Origin of the sequence: Candidatus Poriferisodalis sp., from assembly GCF_965208925.1 — a bacterium.
Taxonomy (GTDB): domain Bacteria; phylum Actinomycetota; class Acidimicrobiia; order Acidimicrobiales; family Poriferisodalaceae; genus Poriferisodalis.
This window is the reverse complement of sequence record NZ_OZ242364.1, coordinates 2,599,368-2,615,338: the sequence shown is the minus strand read 5'-3', so window position 1 is coordinate 2,615,338 and position 15,971 is coordinate 2,599,368. Positions and strand designations below refer to the sequence as shown.

Annotated in this window: 17 protein-coding genes; 8 read left to right on the top strand and 9 right to left on the bottom strand. The window is 68.4% G+C overall.

Annotation, left to right across the window (positions count from 1 at the left end; genetic code table 11):
- Positions 1–25 precede the first annotated feature (25 nt).
- The 5 genes from tal (at position 26) to ACOGI5_RS11470 (ending at position 5,714) form a co-directional block, all read left to right on the top strand.
- The gene (gene tal, locus ACOGI5_RS11490; protein ID WP_419865478.1) at positions 26–1,159 is read left to right on the top strand and encodes a transaldolase; all 1,134 of its coding nucleotides are present in this window, start codon (positions 26–28) and stop codon (positions 1,157–1,159) included.
- Between the two features lie 67 nt (positions 1,160–1,226).
- Positions 1,227–1,751, top strand: a complete 525-nt coding sequence (locus ACOGI5_RS11485; RefSeq protein ID WP_419864553.1) for a winged helix-turn-helix transcriptional regulator — start codon at positions 1,227–1,229, stop codon at positions 1,749–1,751.
- Positions 1,748–4,264, top strand: coding sequence for a 5-amino-6-(D-ribitylamino)uracil--L-tyrosine 4-hydroxyphenyl transferase CofH (cofH, locus tag ACOGI5_RS11480; RefSeq protein WP_419864552.1), 2,517 nt, complete (start codon positions 1,748–1,750; stop codon positions 4,262–4,264). Before ACOGI5_RS11485 ends, cofH begins: the two co-directional genes overlap by 4 nt.
- Positions 4,265–4,365: 101 nt before the next feature.
- Positions 4,366–5,085 carry a redoxin domain-containing protein gene (locus ACOGI5_RS11475; protein ID WP_419864551.1) on the top strand — a complete coding sequence of 240 codons (720 nt, stop codon included), beginning with the start codon at positions 4,366–4,368 and terminating at the stop codon, positions 5,083–5,085.
- 17 nt (positions 5,086–5,102) lie between these two features.
- The gene (locus tag ACOGI5_RS11470; protein ID WP_419864550.1) at positions 5,103–5,714 is read left to right on the top strand and encodes a hypothetical protein; all 612 of its coding nucleotides are present in this window, start codon (positions 5,103–5,105) and stop codon (positions 5,712–5,714) included.
- A 33-nt stretch (positions 5,715–5,747) separates the two neighbouring features.
- Here ACOGI5_RS11470 and ACOGI5_RS11465 read toward each other — a convergent pair whose 3' ends face one another.
- The 4 genes from ACOGI5_RS11465 to ACOGI5_RS11450 are packed head-to-tail and all read right to left on the bottom strand — an operon-like array spanning position 5,748 to position 9,726.
- Positions 5,748–5,969: a hypothetical protein gene (locus ACOGI5_RS11465; protein ID WP_419864549.1), complete on the bottom strand. Its 222-nt coding sequence runs from the start codon at positions 5,967–5,969 to the stop codon at positions 5,748–5,750.
- A gap of 3 nt (positions 5,970–5,972) precedes the next feature.
- Positions 5,973–7,256, bottom strand: a complete 1,284-nt coding sequence (locus tag ACOGI5_RS11460) for a (Fe-S)-binding protein (RefSeq protein ID WP_419864548.1) — start codon at positions 7,254–7,256, stop codon at positions 5,973–5,975.
- 35 nt (positions 7,257–7,291) lie between these two features.
- Positions 7,292–8,284, bottom strand: coding sequence for an FAD-binding oxidoreductase (locus ACOGI5_RS11455; protein ID WP_419864547.1), 993 nt, complete (start codon positions 8,282–8,284; stop codon positions 7,292–7,294).
- Positions 8,281–9,726, bottom strand: coding sequence for an FAD-binding oxidoreductase (locus ACOGI5_RS11450; protein WP_419864546.1), 1,446 nt, complete (start codon positions 9,724–9,726; stop codon positions 8,281–8,283). Before ACOGI5_RS11450 ends, ACOGI5_RS11455 begins: the two co-directional genes overlap by 4 nt.
- 137 nt (positions 9,727–9,863) lie before the next feature.
- Here ACOGI5_RS11450 and ACOGI5_RS11445 point away from each other — a divergent pair, with 137 nt between their 5' ends.
- Complete coding sequence (locus ACOGI5_RS11445) at positions 9,864–10,628, top strand: hypothetical protein (RefSeq protein WP_419864545.1); 765 nt, start codon at positions 9,864–9,866, stop codon at positions 10,626–10,628.
- Here ACOGI5_RS11445 and ACOGI5_RS11440 read toward each other — a convergent pair whose 3' ends face one another.
- The 4 genes from ACOGI5_RS11440 to ACOGI5_RS11425 form a co-directional block, all read right to left on the bottom strand.
- Positions 10,629–10,919: a hypothetical protein gene (locus tag ACOGI5_RS11440; RefSeq protein ID WP_419864544.1), complete on the bottom strand. Its 291-nt coding sequence runs from the start codon at positions 10,917–10,919 to the stop codon at positions 10,629–10,631.
- Between the two features lie 133 nt (positions 10,920–11,052).
- Positions 11,053–12,327 carry a ribonuclease D gene (locus ACOGI5_RS11435; protein ID WP_419864543.1) on the bottom strand — a complete coding sequence of 425 codons (1,275 nt, stop codon included), beginning with the start codon at positions 12,325–12,327 and terminating at the stop codon, positions 11,053–11,055.
- 5 nt (positions 12,328–12,332) lie between these two features.
- On the bottom strand, positions 12,333–12,923 hold the full coding sequence (mobA, locus tag ACOGI5_RS11430) for a molybdenum cofactor guanylyltransferase (RefSeq protein WP_419864542.1): 591 nt from the start codon (positions 12,921–12,923) through the stop codon (positions 12,333–12,335).
- Entirely contained in the window at positions 12,908–13,405 is a 498-nt protein-coding gene (locus tag ACOGI5_RS11425) for a DUF3151 family protein (protein ID WP_419864541.1), read from the bottom strand. The genes mobA and ACOGI5_RS11425 overlap by 16 nt, the downstream gene beginning before the upstream one ends.
- Before the next feature lie 80 nt (positions 13,406–13,485).
- Between ACOGI5_RS11425 and ACOGI5_RS11420 the strand changes: the two genes are divergently transcribed.
- Complete coding sequence (locus ACOGI5_RS11420) at positions 13,486–13,797, top strand: hypothetical protein (RefSeq protein ID WP_419864540.1); 312 nt, start codon at positions 13,486–13,488, stop codon at positions 13,795–13,797.
- 7 nt (positions 13,798–13,804) lie between these two features.
- On the opposite strand, the gene pyk is transcribed toward ACOGI5_RS11420, so the two are convergent.
- Positions 13,805–15,238, bottom strand: coding sequence for a pyruvate kinase (gene pyk, locus ACOGI5_RS11415; protein ID WP_419864539.1), 1,434 nt, complete (start codon positions 15,236–15,238; stop codon positions 13,805–13,807).
- A gap of 67 nt (positions 15,239–15,305) precedes the next feature.
- Here pyk and ACOGI5_RS11410 point away from each other — a divergent pair, with 67 nt between their 5' ends.
- Positions 15,306–15,923 carry a histidine phosphatase family protein gene (locus tag ACOGI5_RS11410; protein WP_419864538.1) on the top strand — a complete coding sequence of 206 codons (618 nt, stop codon included), beginning with the start codon at positions 15,306–15,308 and terminating at the stop codon, positions 15,921–15,923.
- The last annotated feature ends 48 nt before the right edge of the window (positions 15,924–15,971 follow it).

The window sequence follows — 15,971 nt, the reverse complement described above, 5'->3', positions numbered from 1 at the left end:
AAGGCCCGATCTCAGGAAGATGACCATGATCGACGGCGGCAGCGGCAGGACCACGAACGGCAGGCTCGCCTCGCTGTACTCCGAGTGCGGTCAGAGCCCGTGGCTCGACAACCTGCGCCGGGGCTGGATCACCGGCGGCGAGCTGGACGCCTGGGTCGAACAGGGCATCCGCGGCCTCACATCGAACCCGTCGATCTTCCAGAAGGCCATCGAGTCGTCACCCGACTACGACGAGCAGTTCGGCGACCTCGTGTGCGGAGGCGTCTCGGTTGACGATGCGTACTGGCAACTGGTCACCAGCGACATCCGGGGCGCCCTGCGAGCGCTCGAAGGCGTCTACGCAGCATCGGACGGCACGGATGGCTTCGTATCGGTCGAGGTGGATCCATCGCTCGCCCACGACACTGCAGCCACGGTCACGGCTGCCCGGGAACTGCACGAGGCCATCGCTCGGCCGAATCTGATGGTGAAAATCCCCGGGACGATCGAAGGCCTGGCTGCCATTCGCCAGATGATCGCCGAGGGTCGCAGCATCAACGTGACGCTGATCTTCTCGGCGGCTCGCTACGAGCAAGTTGCTGAGTCGTATTTGCAGGGCCTCGAGGACCGGGTCGAGTCCGGCGTGAACGACCTGTCGGATGTGGCCAGCGTGGCCTCATTCTTCGTGAGCCGCACCGACACCGAGGTGGATCGACGGCTCGACGCTGTGGGCACTACCAGCGCGCTGTGCCTGCGCGGGCGCACGGCGGTCGCGCAGGCACAGGCCGCATACGGTCGCTTCGGCGAGATCTTCAGCGGGCCTCGCTGGGAACGCCTCGCTGCGCTCGGCGCGCAGGTCCAGCGTCCGCTGTGGGCATCGACGAGCACGAAGAACCCCGCTTATCCCGACACGCTGTATGTCGACGAGCTCATCGGCCCGCACACGGTGAACACGATGCCCGACGCGACGCTCGAGGCCTTCTGCGACCACGGCAAGCTGCGGCGCAGCGTGGATGCCGACCAGTCTGCGGCCCGTTACGTGCTCGACGCAGTCACCGCGCACGGCGTCGATCTGGATCATGTCGCGGATGTGCTCGAAGCACAGGGCGTCGCAGCCTTCACCAAGAGCTTCGACGAGCTACTGGTGTCGCTGCAGACGAAGGCTGACTCGCTCGTCTGACGACTCGCCCGGGTTTTGCGGCTGAGTCAGTTGCAAACCGAAACTGACTCCTCTAGGGTGCGCGGCCGTGAAGACCGCCACGACGGGCCAGCCCAGCTGTTCCATCCAGGCAACCCTCGACATCGTGGGCGATCGCTGGACGCTGCTCATCCTGCGTGACCTGTTCCGCGGCGTGCGCCGTTTCAGCGCCATGCAGCATGACCTGGGCATCGCGCGCAACATGCTTGCCGATCGGCTCAGTCGCCTGACCGACGCCGGCGTGGCGGCCAAAGTGCCATACCAGCATCGGCCCGTCCGATACGACTACGTCTTGACTCCCAAGGGCCTCGACCTGTCGAACAGCCTGCTCGCGCTGATGGCCTGGGGTGACCGCTGGTGCCACGACGGCGACGCACCGACGGTCTTGGTGCATGCCGACTGCGGCACGCCGCTGGAGATCGCCACCCGTTGCCCCGAGTGCGACGAGCCCGTCACCCCCACACGCATACGCAGCCGCGCCGGCCACAGCGAACCGCCGGCCAGCGACGTTCTCGCCGCCGCCGGCGCGGCCCGAACCTTCCAACAGCACCCCACAAACGGAGGGGCCCTGTGACCATTCTCGACCGACCGCACAGCGTCGCCAGCGATGCACCGCAGCCCACGGCGGAATCACTGGCACTCGCGGCCTTGCCGCTGCCCGAGCTGGCCGCGCGCGCTGCCGAGGTGCGCGATCGTTCCTTCGGCACGCGCGTCACCTACAGCCCGAAAGTGTTCATCCCGCTCACCATGCTGTGCCGCGACAAGTGCGGCTATTGCACGTTCGCCCAGCCTCCGGCACGGCTCGACTCGCCGTATCTCACACCAGAGCAGGTGCTGGAGATTGCGACCAACGGCGCCCGGGCGGGCTGCCACGAAGCGCTGTTCACCCTCGGCGAGCGTCCCGAGCTGCGCTACCCCGCAGCGGCGGACTGGCTTGCAGAGCACGGCTGGGAATCCACCGTCCACTACCTCGTCGAGATGTGCCGTCTCGTGCGCGACGAAACCGGGCTGCTCCCCCACGCCAATCCGGGGGCCATGACCGCAGACGAGTTGGCGGCACTGCGCGAGGTGTCGCCGAGCCAGGGGATGATGCTGGAGTCGCTGAACCCCCATCTGGACTGCCATCGGGGATCGCCGGACAAGGAGCCGGCTCGACGGCTTGCAACGCTCGAGGCTGCCGGCGAACTGGCCATCCCGTACACGACCGGAATCCTCGTCGGCATCGGCGAATCGCTGGCCGACCGGCTGGCGGCGCTTGAGGCCATCGCCACGAGCCACGCCCGCTGGGGCCACATCCAGGAAGTCATTGTGCAGAACTTCCTGCCCAAGGCAGGCACGTCCATGCACAACATGCCTGCCTGCCCGCCCGATGAGTACGCGCAGGCCATCGCGCTGGCGCGGCTGATCCTGCCTGCCGACATCCACCTGCAGGCACCGCCGAACCTGACGGAGGATTTCGGCGGCCTGCTCGATTGCGGCATCGACGACTGGGGCGGCGTCTCGCCGATCACTGCCGATCATGTGAACCCCGAGCGCCCATGGCCGGCACTGGACCGGCTGCGCGAGGTAACCGAAGGCTGCGGCTTCACGCTGGCACCCCGGCTCACCATCTATCCCGAATTCGTGTACCCCGGCGGTGCGTATCCCACCTTCGCCGTCGAACAGCACCCGTGGCTCGCCGAAAGCAACCGTTTCGGCGTGCTCGACCGGGCCGACGCCGAAGGTCTGGGCCGTGACGACCCCGGCAGCCAGATGCCGGAGCGGACGATGGAGAACCTCGACGCCGGCTCCGGTGCGGACGTGCTGGTGGCCGACGAGAATTCCACCCAGTGGTATTCAGGCGGCGCCGGCCACCGGCCCATGAACATCATGGACGGCCCCTCGTTCGCCCGCGGGGCCGTGCGGGAGGTGCTCGACGGGGTCATGGCCGGCCAGCAGGTCGGCCACGACGAGATCGTGACGTTGTTCAGCGCGCGCGGACCCGAGGTGGTCGCCATCGGCGAAGTGGCCGACGAACTGCGCCGCGAAGCCGTCGGCGACATCGTGACGTGGGTGCACAACCGCAACATCAACTACACGAACGTCTGCACGTTCAAGTGCAAGTTCTGCGGCTTCTCCAAGGGGCCCCTGTCGCTGAATCTGCGGGGCACGCCCTACATGCTGACGCTGGCCGACATCCAGGAGCGAGTGATCGAGGCCGCCGAGCTCGGCGCCACCGAGGTGACGCTCCAAGGCGGCATCCATCCCAGCTTCGACGGCGACTACTACATCGACGTCTGCCGGGCCATCCACGATGTCGTGCCCGACATGCACCTGCACGGGTTCACGGCCCTCGAGGTCATCGAGGGCGCCAAGCGGCTCGGCGAGTCGCTTGTGGACTACCTGATGCGGCTGAAGGAAGCCGGTCTGAAGTCCTTGCCCGGCACCGCCGCAGAGATCCTCGACGACTCGGTGCGGGCGGTGCTGTGCCCGGACAAGATCAACACCGCCGAGTGGCTCGAATGCCATGAGGCGGCGCACGCCGTGGGCCTGCATTCGAACATCACGATCATGTTCGGATCGATCGAGCAGCCCGAGAGCTGGGCGAACCACATCGTGGCCACCCGGGAGCTGCAGAAACGAACAGGCGGATTCACTGAGTGGGTCCCGCTGCCGTTCGTGCACATGGCCAGCCCCATCTACCTGCGCAAGGGAGCCCGCCGGGGCCCGACGTTCCGCGAGACGCTGCTCATGCACGCCGTGCCGCGGATCGCCTACCGGGGACTCATCGACAACGTGCAGGTGTCGTGGGTGAAGATCGGTCCACCCGGAGCGCAGCAGATTCTGCGAGCGGGTGCCAACGACTTGGGCGGCACGCTGATGGACGAGAACATCTCGCGCGCTGCGGGCGCGCAGCACGGCCAGGGCCTCACCGAGCAGGACTTCCGCGACCTGGCCGAGCCCCTCGGACGCCGCACACGTCAACGGCTTACCGGCTACCAGAGTGCCGACGGTGCTCCCGAGGTCCGCAGCCGTGTGCTGCGTCCGACCGACAACGCCACCGATCGAAAGCTCATCCCGCTCGAATCGCTCGGCAGTCGCGTCTAGCGACTGCGCATCGGACACAGCAGTCGCGTCTAGCGACTGCGCATCGGACACAGCAGTCGCGTCGAAGTAGTTGATCGGGTGGGGCGTACGCTGCGCCCCAGATGAAGTCATCGCTCTCGCGCTCTGTCGCAGTTGGCGTCTTGCTCGCAGGTGTTGCGCTGATCGTCTGGACGGCTGTCAGCGATCCTGACGATGAGCTGGGTGTCACAGCGACTGCAAGCACGCCGACCGCGGCCACGCAGGCCGAGCCGAGCGACGCGCCCGCGACGACTGCGGCGGTGGAGGCGGCGCCGCGTGCAACAACAACGGCTGCTCCGGCATCGACGACCACGACGACTGAAGCGCTCGAGCCCATCCCGGTGCTGGGCACCGCATTCACCCTCAGCAAGCTCGACGGCTGGCTGAACACCGATGCCATGTCGCTTGAGGAGATCCGGGCGGACAACGAGATCACGGTGGTGCAGTTCTGGACGTTCGGCTGCCGGAACTGCAAGAAGACCCTCGACGCGCTGGGCCAGCTGCATGCCGACTTCCGGGATCGAGGCGTGGAGGTGGTGGGGGTCCACTCCCCTGAGTTCGGCTACGAGGCCAACGTCGACAACATCATCAAGGCTGCGGCCGAGCTCGGCGTGGTCTGGCCGATCGCTCTCGACACGACCAAGTACAACTTCCATGTCTGGCAGGAGGGCCCCACCGGCTACTGGCCCCGCGTCTACATCATCGACAGCGACAACCAGATCCGCTTCGATCGCCGGGGCGACGGCGCGCACACCTACCGGGAGCTCTACGCAACCGTCGAGCGACTCCTCGCCGAGGCCTGATCGGCGAGCCGGCGGCCGTGGGCACCCTCATCGACACCCTCACCGAGGGCATCAGGGTGATCACGTGGGCCTGCACGCTCACGGCCCTGGTGCCGGGGCTGGCGCTGGTGCTGGTGGCCCGCCGGGCGCGGCTGACGGTGGCGCTGTACTACACCGCGGGTGCGGCGTTCCTGGCCTGGGCGCAGGCAGCCGGTCACTGGTGGGTCGCAGCACGAGGCACAGCGGTGGTGATCGCCGGCATTGTCGCCGCCGGCACCTATGTGGCGGCGTGGCGGGCGCCTGGCCATTCGTCGCCGCTCGCCACTGGCGCGGGGCTCGTCGGCGGAGCGCTGGCCGGATGGCTGTGGCGACCCTGCGTCGGCGACCGCCTCGGCGACATCCTCAACGACGCTTCCACCGCCGGACCGCGCACGCTCGCACTCATGGCGGTGTACATGGTCGGTGTCCTGTTGCCGCTGCTGCTCATCGCCATCGCTGCCTACGCGGTACCCGGGGTGGGCCGGCTGCTGGATCGGCTGCCGTTCGCCATTGCCGGCGCCGCTGTCGGCGCGGCGTACGCCGTGGCCCTGGCCATCGGCCAGTACGACGACCTCATCGGCGAGCTGTACCGGATCTCGGCTGGCTACTGAGCGGCCAGCTTGGTCGGGGCCGCTCGTGGGCCTCTAGTCGTCGAACGGCTCTGACGGGCCCACGGACTCCCGCAGGATCGATGCGGCCTTGATCGTGGCCCTGCGGGCACGGGTCACGCTTCGCTCGAGCCGGGATCGCTCGTCACTCGTGTCTGCATCGGCAAGGGCCCCCTGCAGCAGCTCGATGCTCAGCTCGGCCAGCCGCTCGGCCGTGTCGTCGAGCCGATCGGCGAGTTCGGTGACCTCGTCGTGCACGGCTCAGGCCCTCCGGGCGGGCAGGTGCTCGGCCACGATCTCCAGCGGGTGACGGACGTCGAGGCCCACTGCTCGCAGGTGCAAGGTGCATCCAGGGTTTGCGCTGGCCACGACGCTCGCGCCGGTGCGCTCTATGGCGGCCACCTTGCGCTCCCGCACGGCTGCCGCAACATCGGGGTGCTGCTGGGAATATGCGCCGCCGGCGCCGCAGCACAGGCCGTCGTCGTCCAGCTCGACAACGTCGAAGAACCGGCTCAGCACGGTTCGCACCGGCAGGTGCGCCTGCTGGACGTGGCGGAGATGGCACGGGTCTTGCACCGCGATCCGCAGGCGTTGTGCTGCACTGACCGCACCCGGGCCACCGGCATCAGGGGCAGTCGCTTCGTCCGCCGGCAACTCGTCGACCCTGGCGGCAAGCCACTCGTGCACGTCCTGTACGCGTGCTGCGAAGCGGCGGGCCTCGTCGGTGCCCAGCAGGTGACCGTACTCCTTCATCGTGGCGCCGCAGCCGGCCGAGTCGATCAGGATCGGGGCGTCGCCGGGCAGCGCCGCCATCACCTTGCGCGCCAGTCGCCGGGTGTCGGAGGCCAAACCAGCGTGAAGGTGCAGCGAGCCGCAGCAGGCAGCTCCCGCGGGCGGCAGGGCCACGCCGGCGCCGGTTGCCTCGATCACGGATTGCACCGCCCGGTGGGTGTCACGCATCCATGCGTCCATGACACATCCGGTGAACAGCCAGACGTCGTCGCCGCTGGCCGTGAGCGGTGCCTGGCGCACTGGCACTCGCGGCAGCGAGGCGGTCATGGCATCGAGCTGTCGAAACGGCCGCACACGACCCAGCAGACTCAGCATGCGCATCAGGCCGAGCCGTTGTGACAGACCCAGCAAGCGGGATCCGAATCCGAGCAGCCGGGGCATGCCCAGCACGCGGTAGGCGAGCCGTCGCAGCCGGGGCTGGTAGCGGGTCTGCGCTGCCAGCGCCTCGCGGGTGACCTCCATCATGTGGCCGTAGTGGACGCCGGCTGGACAGGCCGTCTCGCAGCCACGGCACTGAATGCAGGCGTCCATGAACTCCACGAACGCAGCGTCGGCCTCGCCTCGCTCGGCGACGTCACGCATCAGAGCTATGCGTCCGCGCGGCGATGCCGACTCCTCGCCGGTCACCCGGTAGGTCGGGCAGTGAGGCAGGCACATGCCGCAGGCAACGCAGGAAGCAAGCGTGTCGCCGTCGATATCGAGCTGCAGCGGAAACGTGTCGGAAGAACTCACTGTGCCCGTCGGTTCGCCCACGGGGCTCACTGTGCCCGTCGGTTCGCCCACGGGGCTCACCAGGCTCTCCGGCCGGGGTTGAGCCGTTGGTCAGGATCCAGCCGTTGCTTCAGCTGGGACATCAGCGCCGCATTCGCCGACGAGACTTGTGCCGCTTGCACTGGTGCGGCGCGATGCACCAAGCCGACACCGACCTCCGCAATCCACCCGCCTGGCGTGCCGGCGAGCGTTCGCAGCGCCGAAGGCCGCATCGATTCGCGCCCCGCACTAGGGATCGGCGGCGGACCGTCGCACGCAGCGAATCCCGCTGGCTCCAGCTTGTTCGCCTCTGCCGCGACATCGGCCGGGTCGCCCTCGAGCAGGATCCAGGTCTGCAGACCATTCCACAGGATGCTGCTCGGCCGGTACAGCAGGTCGAACGCCGCGAACGGGTCGCCGTCGCCTTCCAGCCACTGCGCAGCGGGTGGTATCGGCAGGGTCCGCAGAATCACCTCGGCCAGGAACCCCAAGGTTCCCAGCGAGCCCACCAGCAAGCGGGGCAGGTCGTAACCCGAGACGTTCTTGACCGTGGGGCCACCCGCAGTGACGACCTTGCCTGCGGCGTCGACGTGACGCGTCTGCAGCACGAGATCGCGCACGTGCCCGTAGCGAAGTCGCCGGTGCCCGCTGAAGCCGCACGCCAGCACCCCGCCCACGGTCGCCGCGCCGTCGGCAGGGTCGAGCGGCACCATCTGGCCGGTGCGAGCGAGATGTGCCGCCAGCTCAGCCACCGTCGTGCCGACACCGCAGCGAACCGTCATCTCCGACGGCTCGTGTTCCCACACGCCCGCAGGTGCGCAGACCTCGCGTGTCCCCGCGAGCGCAGCGCCGCCGACACCCCAATGCGTTCGGGCGCCCACGACTGTGACCGGATCGTCGCTGCCGACCTCGCCGGCAAATGCGGTCACCTCCGCAGCAATATTCGCCGCCAGGCTCGGCCCCGCTTCGGCCGCTCCGGTACTCGCTCCCGCTGCCGGCGTCACACCGGCGCTGCTCGGCTGTGAGCTCACACCCAAGCGCCTTCGGGCACGTGCTGGTGGAATGAATCGCTGCAACGCGAACCCGTCGGGATCACCTTGAGGGGGTTGGCGAACCCATCGGGATCGAACGTCTCGCGCACCACGTCCTGGGTGTACATGTCGTGGGTGCTGAACAGCATCCCCATGTAGTCGCGCTTCTCCAGACCGATGCCGTGCTCGCCGCTGAGCACCCCGCCGGCCTCGATGGAGGCCGCAACAATGTCGCGGCCGGCGGCTTTCACCCGCTCGTCCACGCCGGGCTCGCGCCGGTCGAAAGCCAAGATCGGGTGCAGGTTCCCGTCCCCAGCGTGGAACACGTTCACCGCGATCAGGTCGTAGGCATCGGCGATCCGGTACACCTTCTCGAGCACCTCGGTGAGCCGTGACCGCGGCACCACGGTGTCGTGCAGGTAGTAGTCGGGCTTGATCCGCGCCACCGCTCCGAACGCGTTCTTGCGGCCCTTCCACAGCAGCGCTCGCTCCTCGTCGTCAGCGGCAACACGTACATGGCCGACATGGTGCTTCAGCGCCACCTCGCGCACGATCTCCACGCCCGCCTCCACCCCGCCCGGCAGGCCGTCCAGCTCCACGAGCAGCACCGCAGCAGCCCCGGTCGGGTAGCCGGCGTGGGCGAATGCCTCCACGATCTCGATGGCGCGCTGGTCCATCATCTCCAGCGCAGAGGGCACCAGCCCGGCGGCGATGATGGCGCTGACCGCCGCAGAACCCTCGCTGACGTCGTCAAAGTCGAGCAGCAGCGTGCGCACCGACGGGGCGTTGGGTGTGAGGCGCACGGCGGCCTTGGTGGCGATGCCCATCGTGCCCTCAGAGCCCACGAACAGCCCCCGCAGATCGAGCCCGGCCGGTTCTGCCTCGACACCGCCCAAGGTGGTGGTCTCGCCGGAGGGAAGCACCACCTCGAGCGCTGCGATGTGCGCTGTCGTGACGCCGTACGCCAGACAATGCGGCCCGCCGGAGTTGTTGGCGATGTTCCCGCCGATCGAGCACACCTGCTGAGAGGAGGGATCCGGGGCAAAGTGGAAGCCCAGCGGCGTCAGTGCTCGCGACAAGTCCAGGTTCAGCACGCCGGGTTCGACCCAGGCCACCCGGTTGTCGGTGTCCACCTCGACGATGCGGTCCATCTTCGCGGTGGCGACCACCACCGGCCTGCCGACGGGCACGGCGCCCCCGGCCAAGCCGGTCCCCGATCCACGAGCCAGGAAGGGCCGACTGTGGCGCCGGCAGATACGCACGATCTCGGCGACTTCGGCAGCAGTCTCGGGCAAGCACACGATTGCCGGCGAGCTGCCTTCGATCGAGCCGTCACGGCTGTACAAGCCCCGTTCGAAGTCGTTGTCACGGGCGCGTTCACCCAGCACCCCGCGCAGGTCGGCAAGCAGGGCAGCATCGGCCGCGCCGTCCTCTGAAACCACGCCCCGACCGTACCCCACACGCGCCGCAGATCGACTGGGCGATTCGGCGCGGCTTGATGCTGCCCGCTCTTGTTCGCTCCGCTCACGGGCCGCTCGGGCCCCGGCCTCGCGAGCTCGGCCTCGTAGGCTCGCCGCGGATGGCATCTGAGACTGCGTTGGACTTCGATGGCCAGAATCTCGGTGACGACACGCGGGAGTGGCTTTCGCTGGAAGATCCGCTCGAACACCGCACCTGGTTGTTCGATGTGACGTTTCTGGCCAGCTCCTGGATGTGCATCTACGGCGCTGGATGTCCGGGGATTGAAGACATACCGGCCCCCGAGTCGGCTCTGGGCTGCTGCAGCCACGGCGCCTTTCTCAACGGTCATGACGATCTCGCACGTGTCCGGGAGATGATCGCCGAATTGGACGCCGAGATCTGGCAGCACCATTGCGGTCCCGACGAAGCACTCACCCAGGACGGCGAGGGCTGGTGGCGCACCCGGGTCGTCGATGGTGCGTGCGTGTTCGCAAATCGGGCCGATCACCCTGCTGGCGCAGGCTGCGCATTCCACCTGCTGGCCGAGCGCACCGGCCGGCGGCCGATGGACACCAAGCCTGAGATCTGCTGGCAGGCGCCGCTGCGCCGCGAGGACCACGAGACCGTCACCGGGCACGTCTACACGATGGTGCGGGAATGGGAACTGCGCGACTGGGGCGGCCCCGATACCGACGTCGCCTGGTGGTGTACATCCGCCGAGAGCGCCCACATCGGCACTCAACCCGTGTTCAGGGCACTTCGCGACGAGTTGACTGCGATCTGTGGACCAGCGATCTACGCCGAGCTGCACTCCCGACTCGACGAGCGCATCGCCTCAACCCAGCTGCTGCCCCACCCAGCAGTTCGCCGCACTAGCTGCTAGTCAGGCGCTTTCGCGCTGGGGAGCCCCGGTGTTGGCGTCAGAGTCAGGGTCGGCGTCGGAATCGAAATCGGCGTACTTGGCCTCGAGATCCGAATAATCGTCGTACTTGTCGGCCAGATGGCCGTACTGGTCATCGGGCGCCGATTCCTCGTCAGCCAGGTCGCGATCTCCAGGGTCCACTCCGAAACGGTCGGAGTTGTCGAAGTCGTAATCCTCAATGGTGAAACGCTCCGCCGTGGCCCGCTGAAACTTGCGGGCCTCCTCATAGCGGCGATGTCGACCCTTCTTCACCGGCTGGCTCCTCGTGCTCGACTGCGAGGCTTCGCTTGCCTGCATCCGGACATGCCCCTCTCCGCGGCGGATGGGGCATCTGTGTTCTACGAAGTGCCCTGCCACCCTACCGTTTGAGGCGCGATGCTGCGTGTCATTGGGCTGCGTGTCCGTCGCATCCCTCAGGCACGCTGCGCGACCGCGACTCGAGCTGCAGGCCGGCCGAGGGATCGAACGCAAGTGCGGCCTCGCCCGCCAGCAGCGACCTGATCCCGTCGCCCACGACTTCAGCCCGCCAGCCCGAGCTCAGCCTCGAGGCCGGATCGCCCGCAAGCAGTGCGGCGATGTCCGAACGGGTCGCCAACAGGCTCCGATCGATGTCCTCGGCACGTGCTACCTCGTCCACCCATGCGCCCACGAGTGGGACTGCCGGCTGCAGAGACGCATCCACGTTCGGCCCCGCCGGCAGCGCACTGGCCGGAATGTCGCCCGGCGCCATGTCGAGTCCGCGCTGCACCTCGGCCATGATCCGATCACCGGCCGCCCCACGGAACTGGTTGCCGTCCACCCCCCGCAATCCTCCGAGCTGATCGATGCTGCGAGGGCGGCGCTGCGCGATCGACAGCAGCGCCATGTCCGACAGCACGAAGCGCACGGGGATATCGCGCTCGCTGGCCGTTCGCTCGCGCCAGGCAGCCAGCCGGTATGCCACCGCTCGCTGGCGCCCGCGCAGCTGGCGTGCCCCCTTGATGCGGGTCCACGCTTGGGCAGGATCTGGTGGCGGCCCGGGAGGCCGGCGCCACTGCTCGCACTCGTCGAGCGCCCACTGCCAGCGATCCCGCGCCGTCAGGCGTGAGCGCAGTTCGTCGAGCAGGGGGATCAAGTACGCCACGTCATCGGCTGCGTAGCGCTGCTGGGCTGGTCGCAGCGGCCGCTCGAACCAGTCAGTCAGGCGGTTGCCCTTGGCCAGCCGCACGCCGAGCAAGCGGTCGGTCAGCGCCGCCAGCGACGGCGTGCTCATGCCCAAGAAGCCAGCGGCCACCTGTGTGTCGAAGAGCCTCGACGGGATGGCGTCGCACTCCTGAGACAGCACCTCGATGTCCTGCGCGCAGGCGTGCATGATCACCAGGACATCGGCTGCCAGCACAGCACCCAGCACCGAGACGTCGGTGGTGGTGGGATCGATGAGAGCGATCCGCTCGCCGAACGCAACCTGCACCAAGGCCAACTGCGGTCGGTAGCTGCGCTCACGGTGGAACTCGGTGTCGACGGCCACGCAGTCAGCGTCCAGCAGGTCGGCGACCAGCGCTTCCAGGCCAATTTGATTGTCAACCCATTCGTGCCGGGGTGCATCCTGGCGAGACGAGTCGCTGCGGCGTCGATCGCTGCGAGACGAGTCGCGGCCGCGGCGTTCGTTGCGAGGTGCCATGCGCGTCAGCTCACTCCTGGCTGGCCCGCTTCACGTGCAGCCAAGATCGCCTCGGCTGCTGCCAGATCGGCAGGCGTGTTCACGTTCAGCACATCAGACGGCGCCACCGGCACGGTCGGGACACGCTCGATGTCGAAGGCCTCCTTCGGCCCGCGCGCGCCGGCCTGCTGGCCTGCGCGCAGCATCGAGAGCGATTCGCGGGCGTAGTGGCCGATGAGCGGCTCCGGCCGGTCGCTGCGAGCCAGCACGACCGGCGCACCCGTGCTGCGGGCGCGCTCAACCAGCGTGGCCAGCAGCTCGGCGGGAACTGTCGGCACGTCGGTCGGGCACACGAGCACCTCGCCATGGCGCTCCAGCGCATCGATCAGGGCCGACAGCGGACCGGCTCGTGGCGAGCTGTCGGGTTCGGCCACGAGCGGCGGCGGCGGGTTGCCGCCCTGCGCCACGACCGGTTCTGCTCCCGCGGCCGATAGCGCATCGGCTACCCACAGCGCCAGCGGCCGGCCCGCTAGTTCCAGGCCCGTCTTATCGCTGCCCATACGCGTGGATGCGCCCCCGCACAGCACGACGCCGGCGGGCTTCACGCCTGCGGCCACTCACCCGTCGACGGCTCGCCTCCGGGGTCGAGCTGCATCAGGAAACCGGCACACCGGTCGGCCTCGTCATGCTCGCCGATGGCACCAGCGCAGCGCCCCAGGCCCAGCAGCGACCACAGGAAGCCGCTGTTGGTGGGCTGCGCCCAGCGGACGTAACCGCTCCCCCGCCATCCGGCGGCGCGCAGAGCGTCGAGTCCCCGGTGGTATCCCACCCTGCAGTAGGCGTAGGACTCGATGTGACGGCCCGCGCTCGCCGCCCAACGCCCCAGTTCCGCCCAGGCCTCCAGCAACCGCGGCCAGCGAGCCGCCACCTCCGACAGCGCGGCGCCCCGTTCAGCCGCCGGCTGAGCCATCGCCGCTTCGAGTGCCGCTACCGCGACGGGAGGGGCCGGATCCAGCACTGTCTCGGGCAGACCGCCCGGACGCAGATCAATGGGTGTGGCCGCCATACGCGGAACCTCGCGGATCGTCGAATCTGCCACTCGGACTCTACTGAGCGCCTTGGCGCTGGCCCGGGAGCGATCCACGGGCGCTGCCGGGACGCTGCGTACTCTCTGTTGAAGTGCTGCCCGAATGGCTCGATGCCGACCGCTTGAGCATCGCTCTGGCCGGCGGGATCGCCGCTCTGGCTGTCGCGGCCTTCATTGCGCTCCGATTGATCCGCCGGCTGGTGCTGGCCGTGCTGATCTCAGTGGTGCTGGTGGGCGGGGCGGCAGTGCTCGCCGTGCAATGGACCGGGCTGCGAGACTGCCAAGAGACCTGCTCATGCGAGGTCTTCGGCCGTGCAGTGCAGGTGCCCCAGAACCCGTTGTGCGGACCTGACCGCATCGACCCATCCCGTATCGACGTCGACATCGACATCGACACCGGCTGATCCGATCTCAGGGCACGCGCATGGCGCGCAGGTTGTCGGTGGCGTGCGACTCGGGGCTCGAGCCTGACACCACCACCACCATGTCGCCGCTGCGGACGAGGCCGGTACGCGACGCTGCGTGCACCGCTTCGAGGGCTGATTCGGCAGGGGTCAATCGTTCGCCGAAGACCAGCGGGCGCGTCCCCCAGGACAGCGAGAGCTGCATCGCGGTGCGAGGCTCGGGCGTGAGACCCAGCAGCGGCATCGACGGACGGAACCTGGCCATGCTGCGGGCGGTGAACCCCGACCGGCTCAGGCAGATGATGGCTTGAGCGCCCAGCTCGGTCGCCAGCCGTGACGCCGACTGGGTGATGCCGTCGGTCACGCGAAGGTAGTCAGCAGCGCGTTCGTCCAGCCTGCGCACTGACAGCAGCCGGTTCCACCACGCCTCGTAGTCGAAGCGCTCATCTGCTCGCTCGGTGATGCGCGCCATGGTCCGCACGGCGTTCACCGGATCGTGGCCGATCGCCGTCTCGCCGCTCAGCATCACTGCTGAGGTGCCGTCGAATACCGCATTGGCGATGTCGGAGGCCTCGGCGCGCGTCGGTACGGGCGAATGCAGCAGCGACTCCAGCATCTGTGTCGCGGTGATGGCCGGCCGGCCGTGTGCGACGCAGGCCTCGATGATGCGCTTCTGCAGGTGGGGCAATTCTTCGATGTCGCACTCCGCACCCAGGTCGCCGCGGGCCACCATGACTGCCGAAGAGGACTCGATGATCCCGTCGAGATTCTCCACTGCGGCATTTGTCTCGATCTTGGCCACCAGCAGCGGGCCGCGCGGATGGGGCTCGACGCCCAGACGCCGCATGTCATGTGCCGAACGGACGAACGACAGTGCGACCATGTCGGTGCCCAGGTCGATGAACGTGTCCGCCAGCTTCAGGTCCTGGGGGGTCGGCGTGCTCATGCGCAGCTTGGATGAGTCGACATGCAGACCAGGCCGGCCTTCGAGGTGCCCGCCGTGCAGCACACGGGTCTTGAGGGCGTTGGAGGCACGGTCCTCGACCACCAGCACGACGTTGCCGTCGCCGAACGACAGCCGGTCACCCGGGCCCACGTCGGTCAGCAATCCCTCGTAGTCGACGACGAGCCGATCGGCGGTGCTGGCGTCGCCGTCAATGGTGAGCGAGAGCAACGCGTCTTGAGCGACGTCGCAGCCGCCCTCGGGGAAGGGCTTGCAGCGCACCTTGGGACCCGGCAGGTCCACGAGGATCCCGATATGCCGTCCGGACTCTTCCGATACAGCGCGCAGCCGCCGGAAGGTGTCGACCTGCTCGTCGAGCGTGCCGTGTGCCAGCCCGAGACGCCAGACATCGACGCCTGCTTCGATCATGGCTGTCATGGTCGCCTCGTCGCTGCAGGCTGGTCCGACGCTGGCGATGATCTTGGTCCGTCTTGCCATGTGTCACCACGGTACCGCTCCCGTCAAGGCACTCAGCCATTGATTTCGCCCTCTAGGGTCACCCGCCGTGGAACTCGTCTTCGTCCGCCACGGCCAACCTGAACGAGTCGTACGGCACGACGGGCAGCCCGCAGACCCGTCCCTGTCGGAGATCGGTCAGCAGCAGGCCGCGGCGGTTGCCGGGTGGCTCGCCGAAATGGGCATCGATGCGTTGTACAGCAGCCCGATGCGCCGGGCAGTGCAAACGGCCCGAGCGATCTCCGAAGCGACTGGTCTCGAGCCGTCAGTGCGCGACGGGCTGAGCGAGTTCGACCGCGACTCACCGGCGTACGTGCCCATGGAGGTGCTCAAGGAGACCGACCGGGAGCGGTGGGACGAGTTGGCGACCGGTTCGTTCGGGGATGCAGAACGCACCGCCCAGTTCATCGCCATCGTCAACCACGCAGTCGACCAGATCGTCGCCGACCACCGCAGCCAGCGGGTGGCGCTGGCGTGCCATGGCGGCGTCGTGAACGCCTACCTGGCCCGCTGCCTGGGCTTCGACCCGGGCTCATTCCTGAAGTTCGACGTGGACTACACCTCCGTCACGCGTGTCTTCGCGTCGAGCCATGGCCACCGCAGCGTGCTCTCGGTCAACGAACGCACCCACCTGCGCGGCCGTCCCGACCTGGCCATCGGCTTGTAGCCCGCGCTGCCGGCCTCGGCCCAATTGAGATCGGCAGGGTCGGTTAGG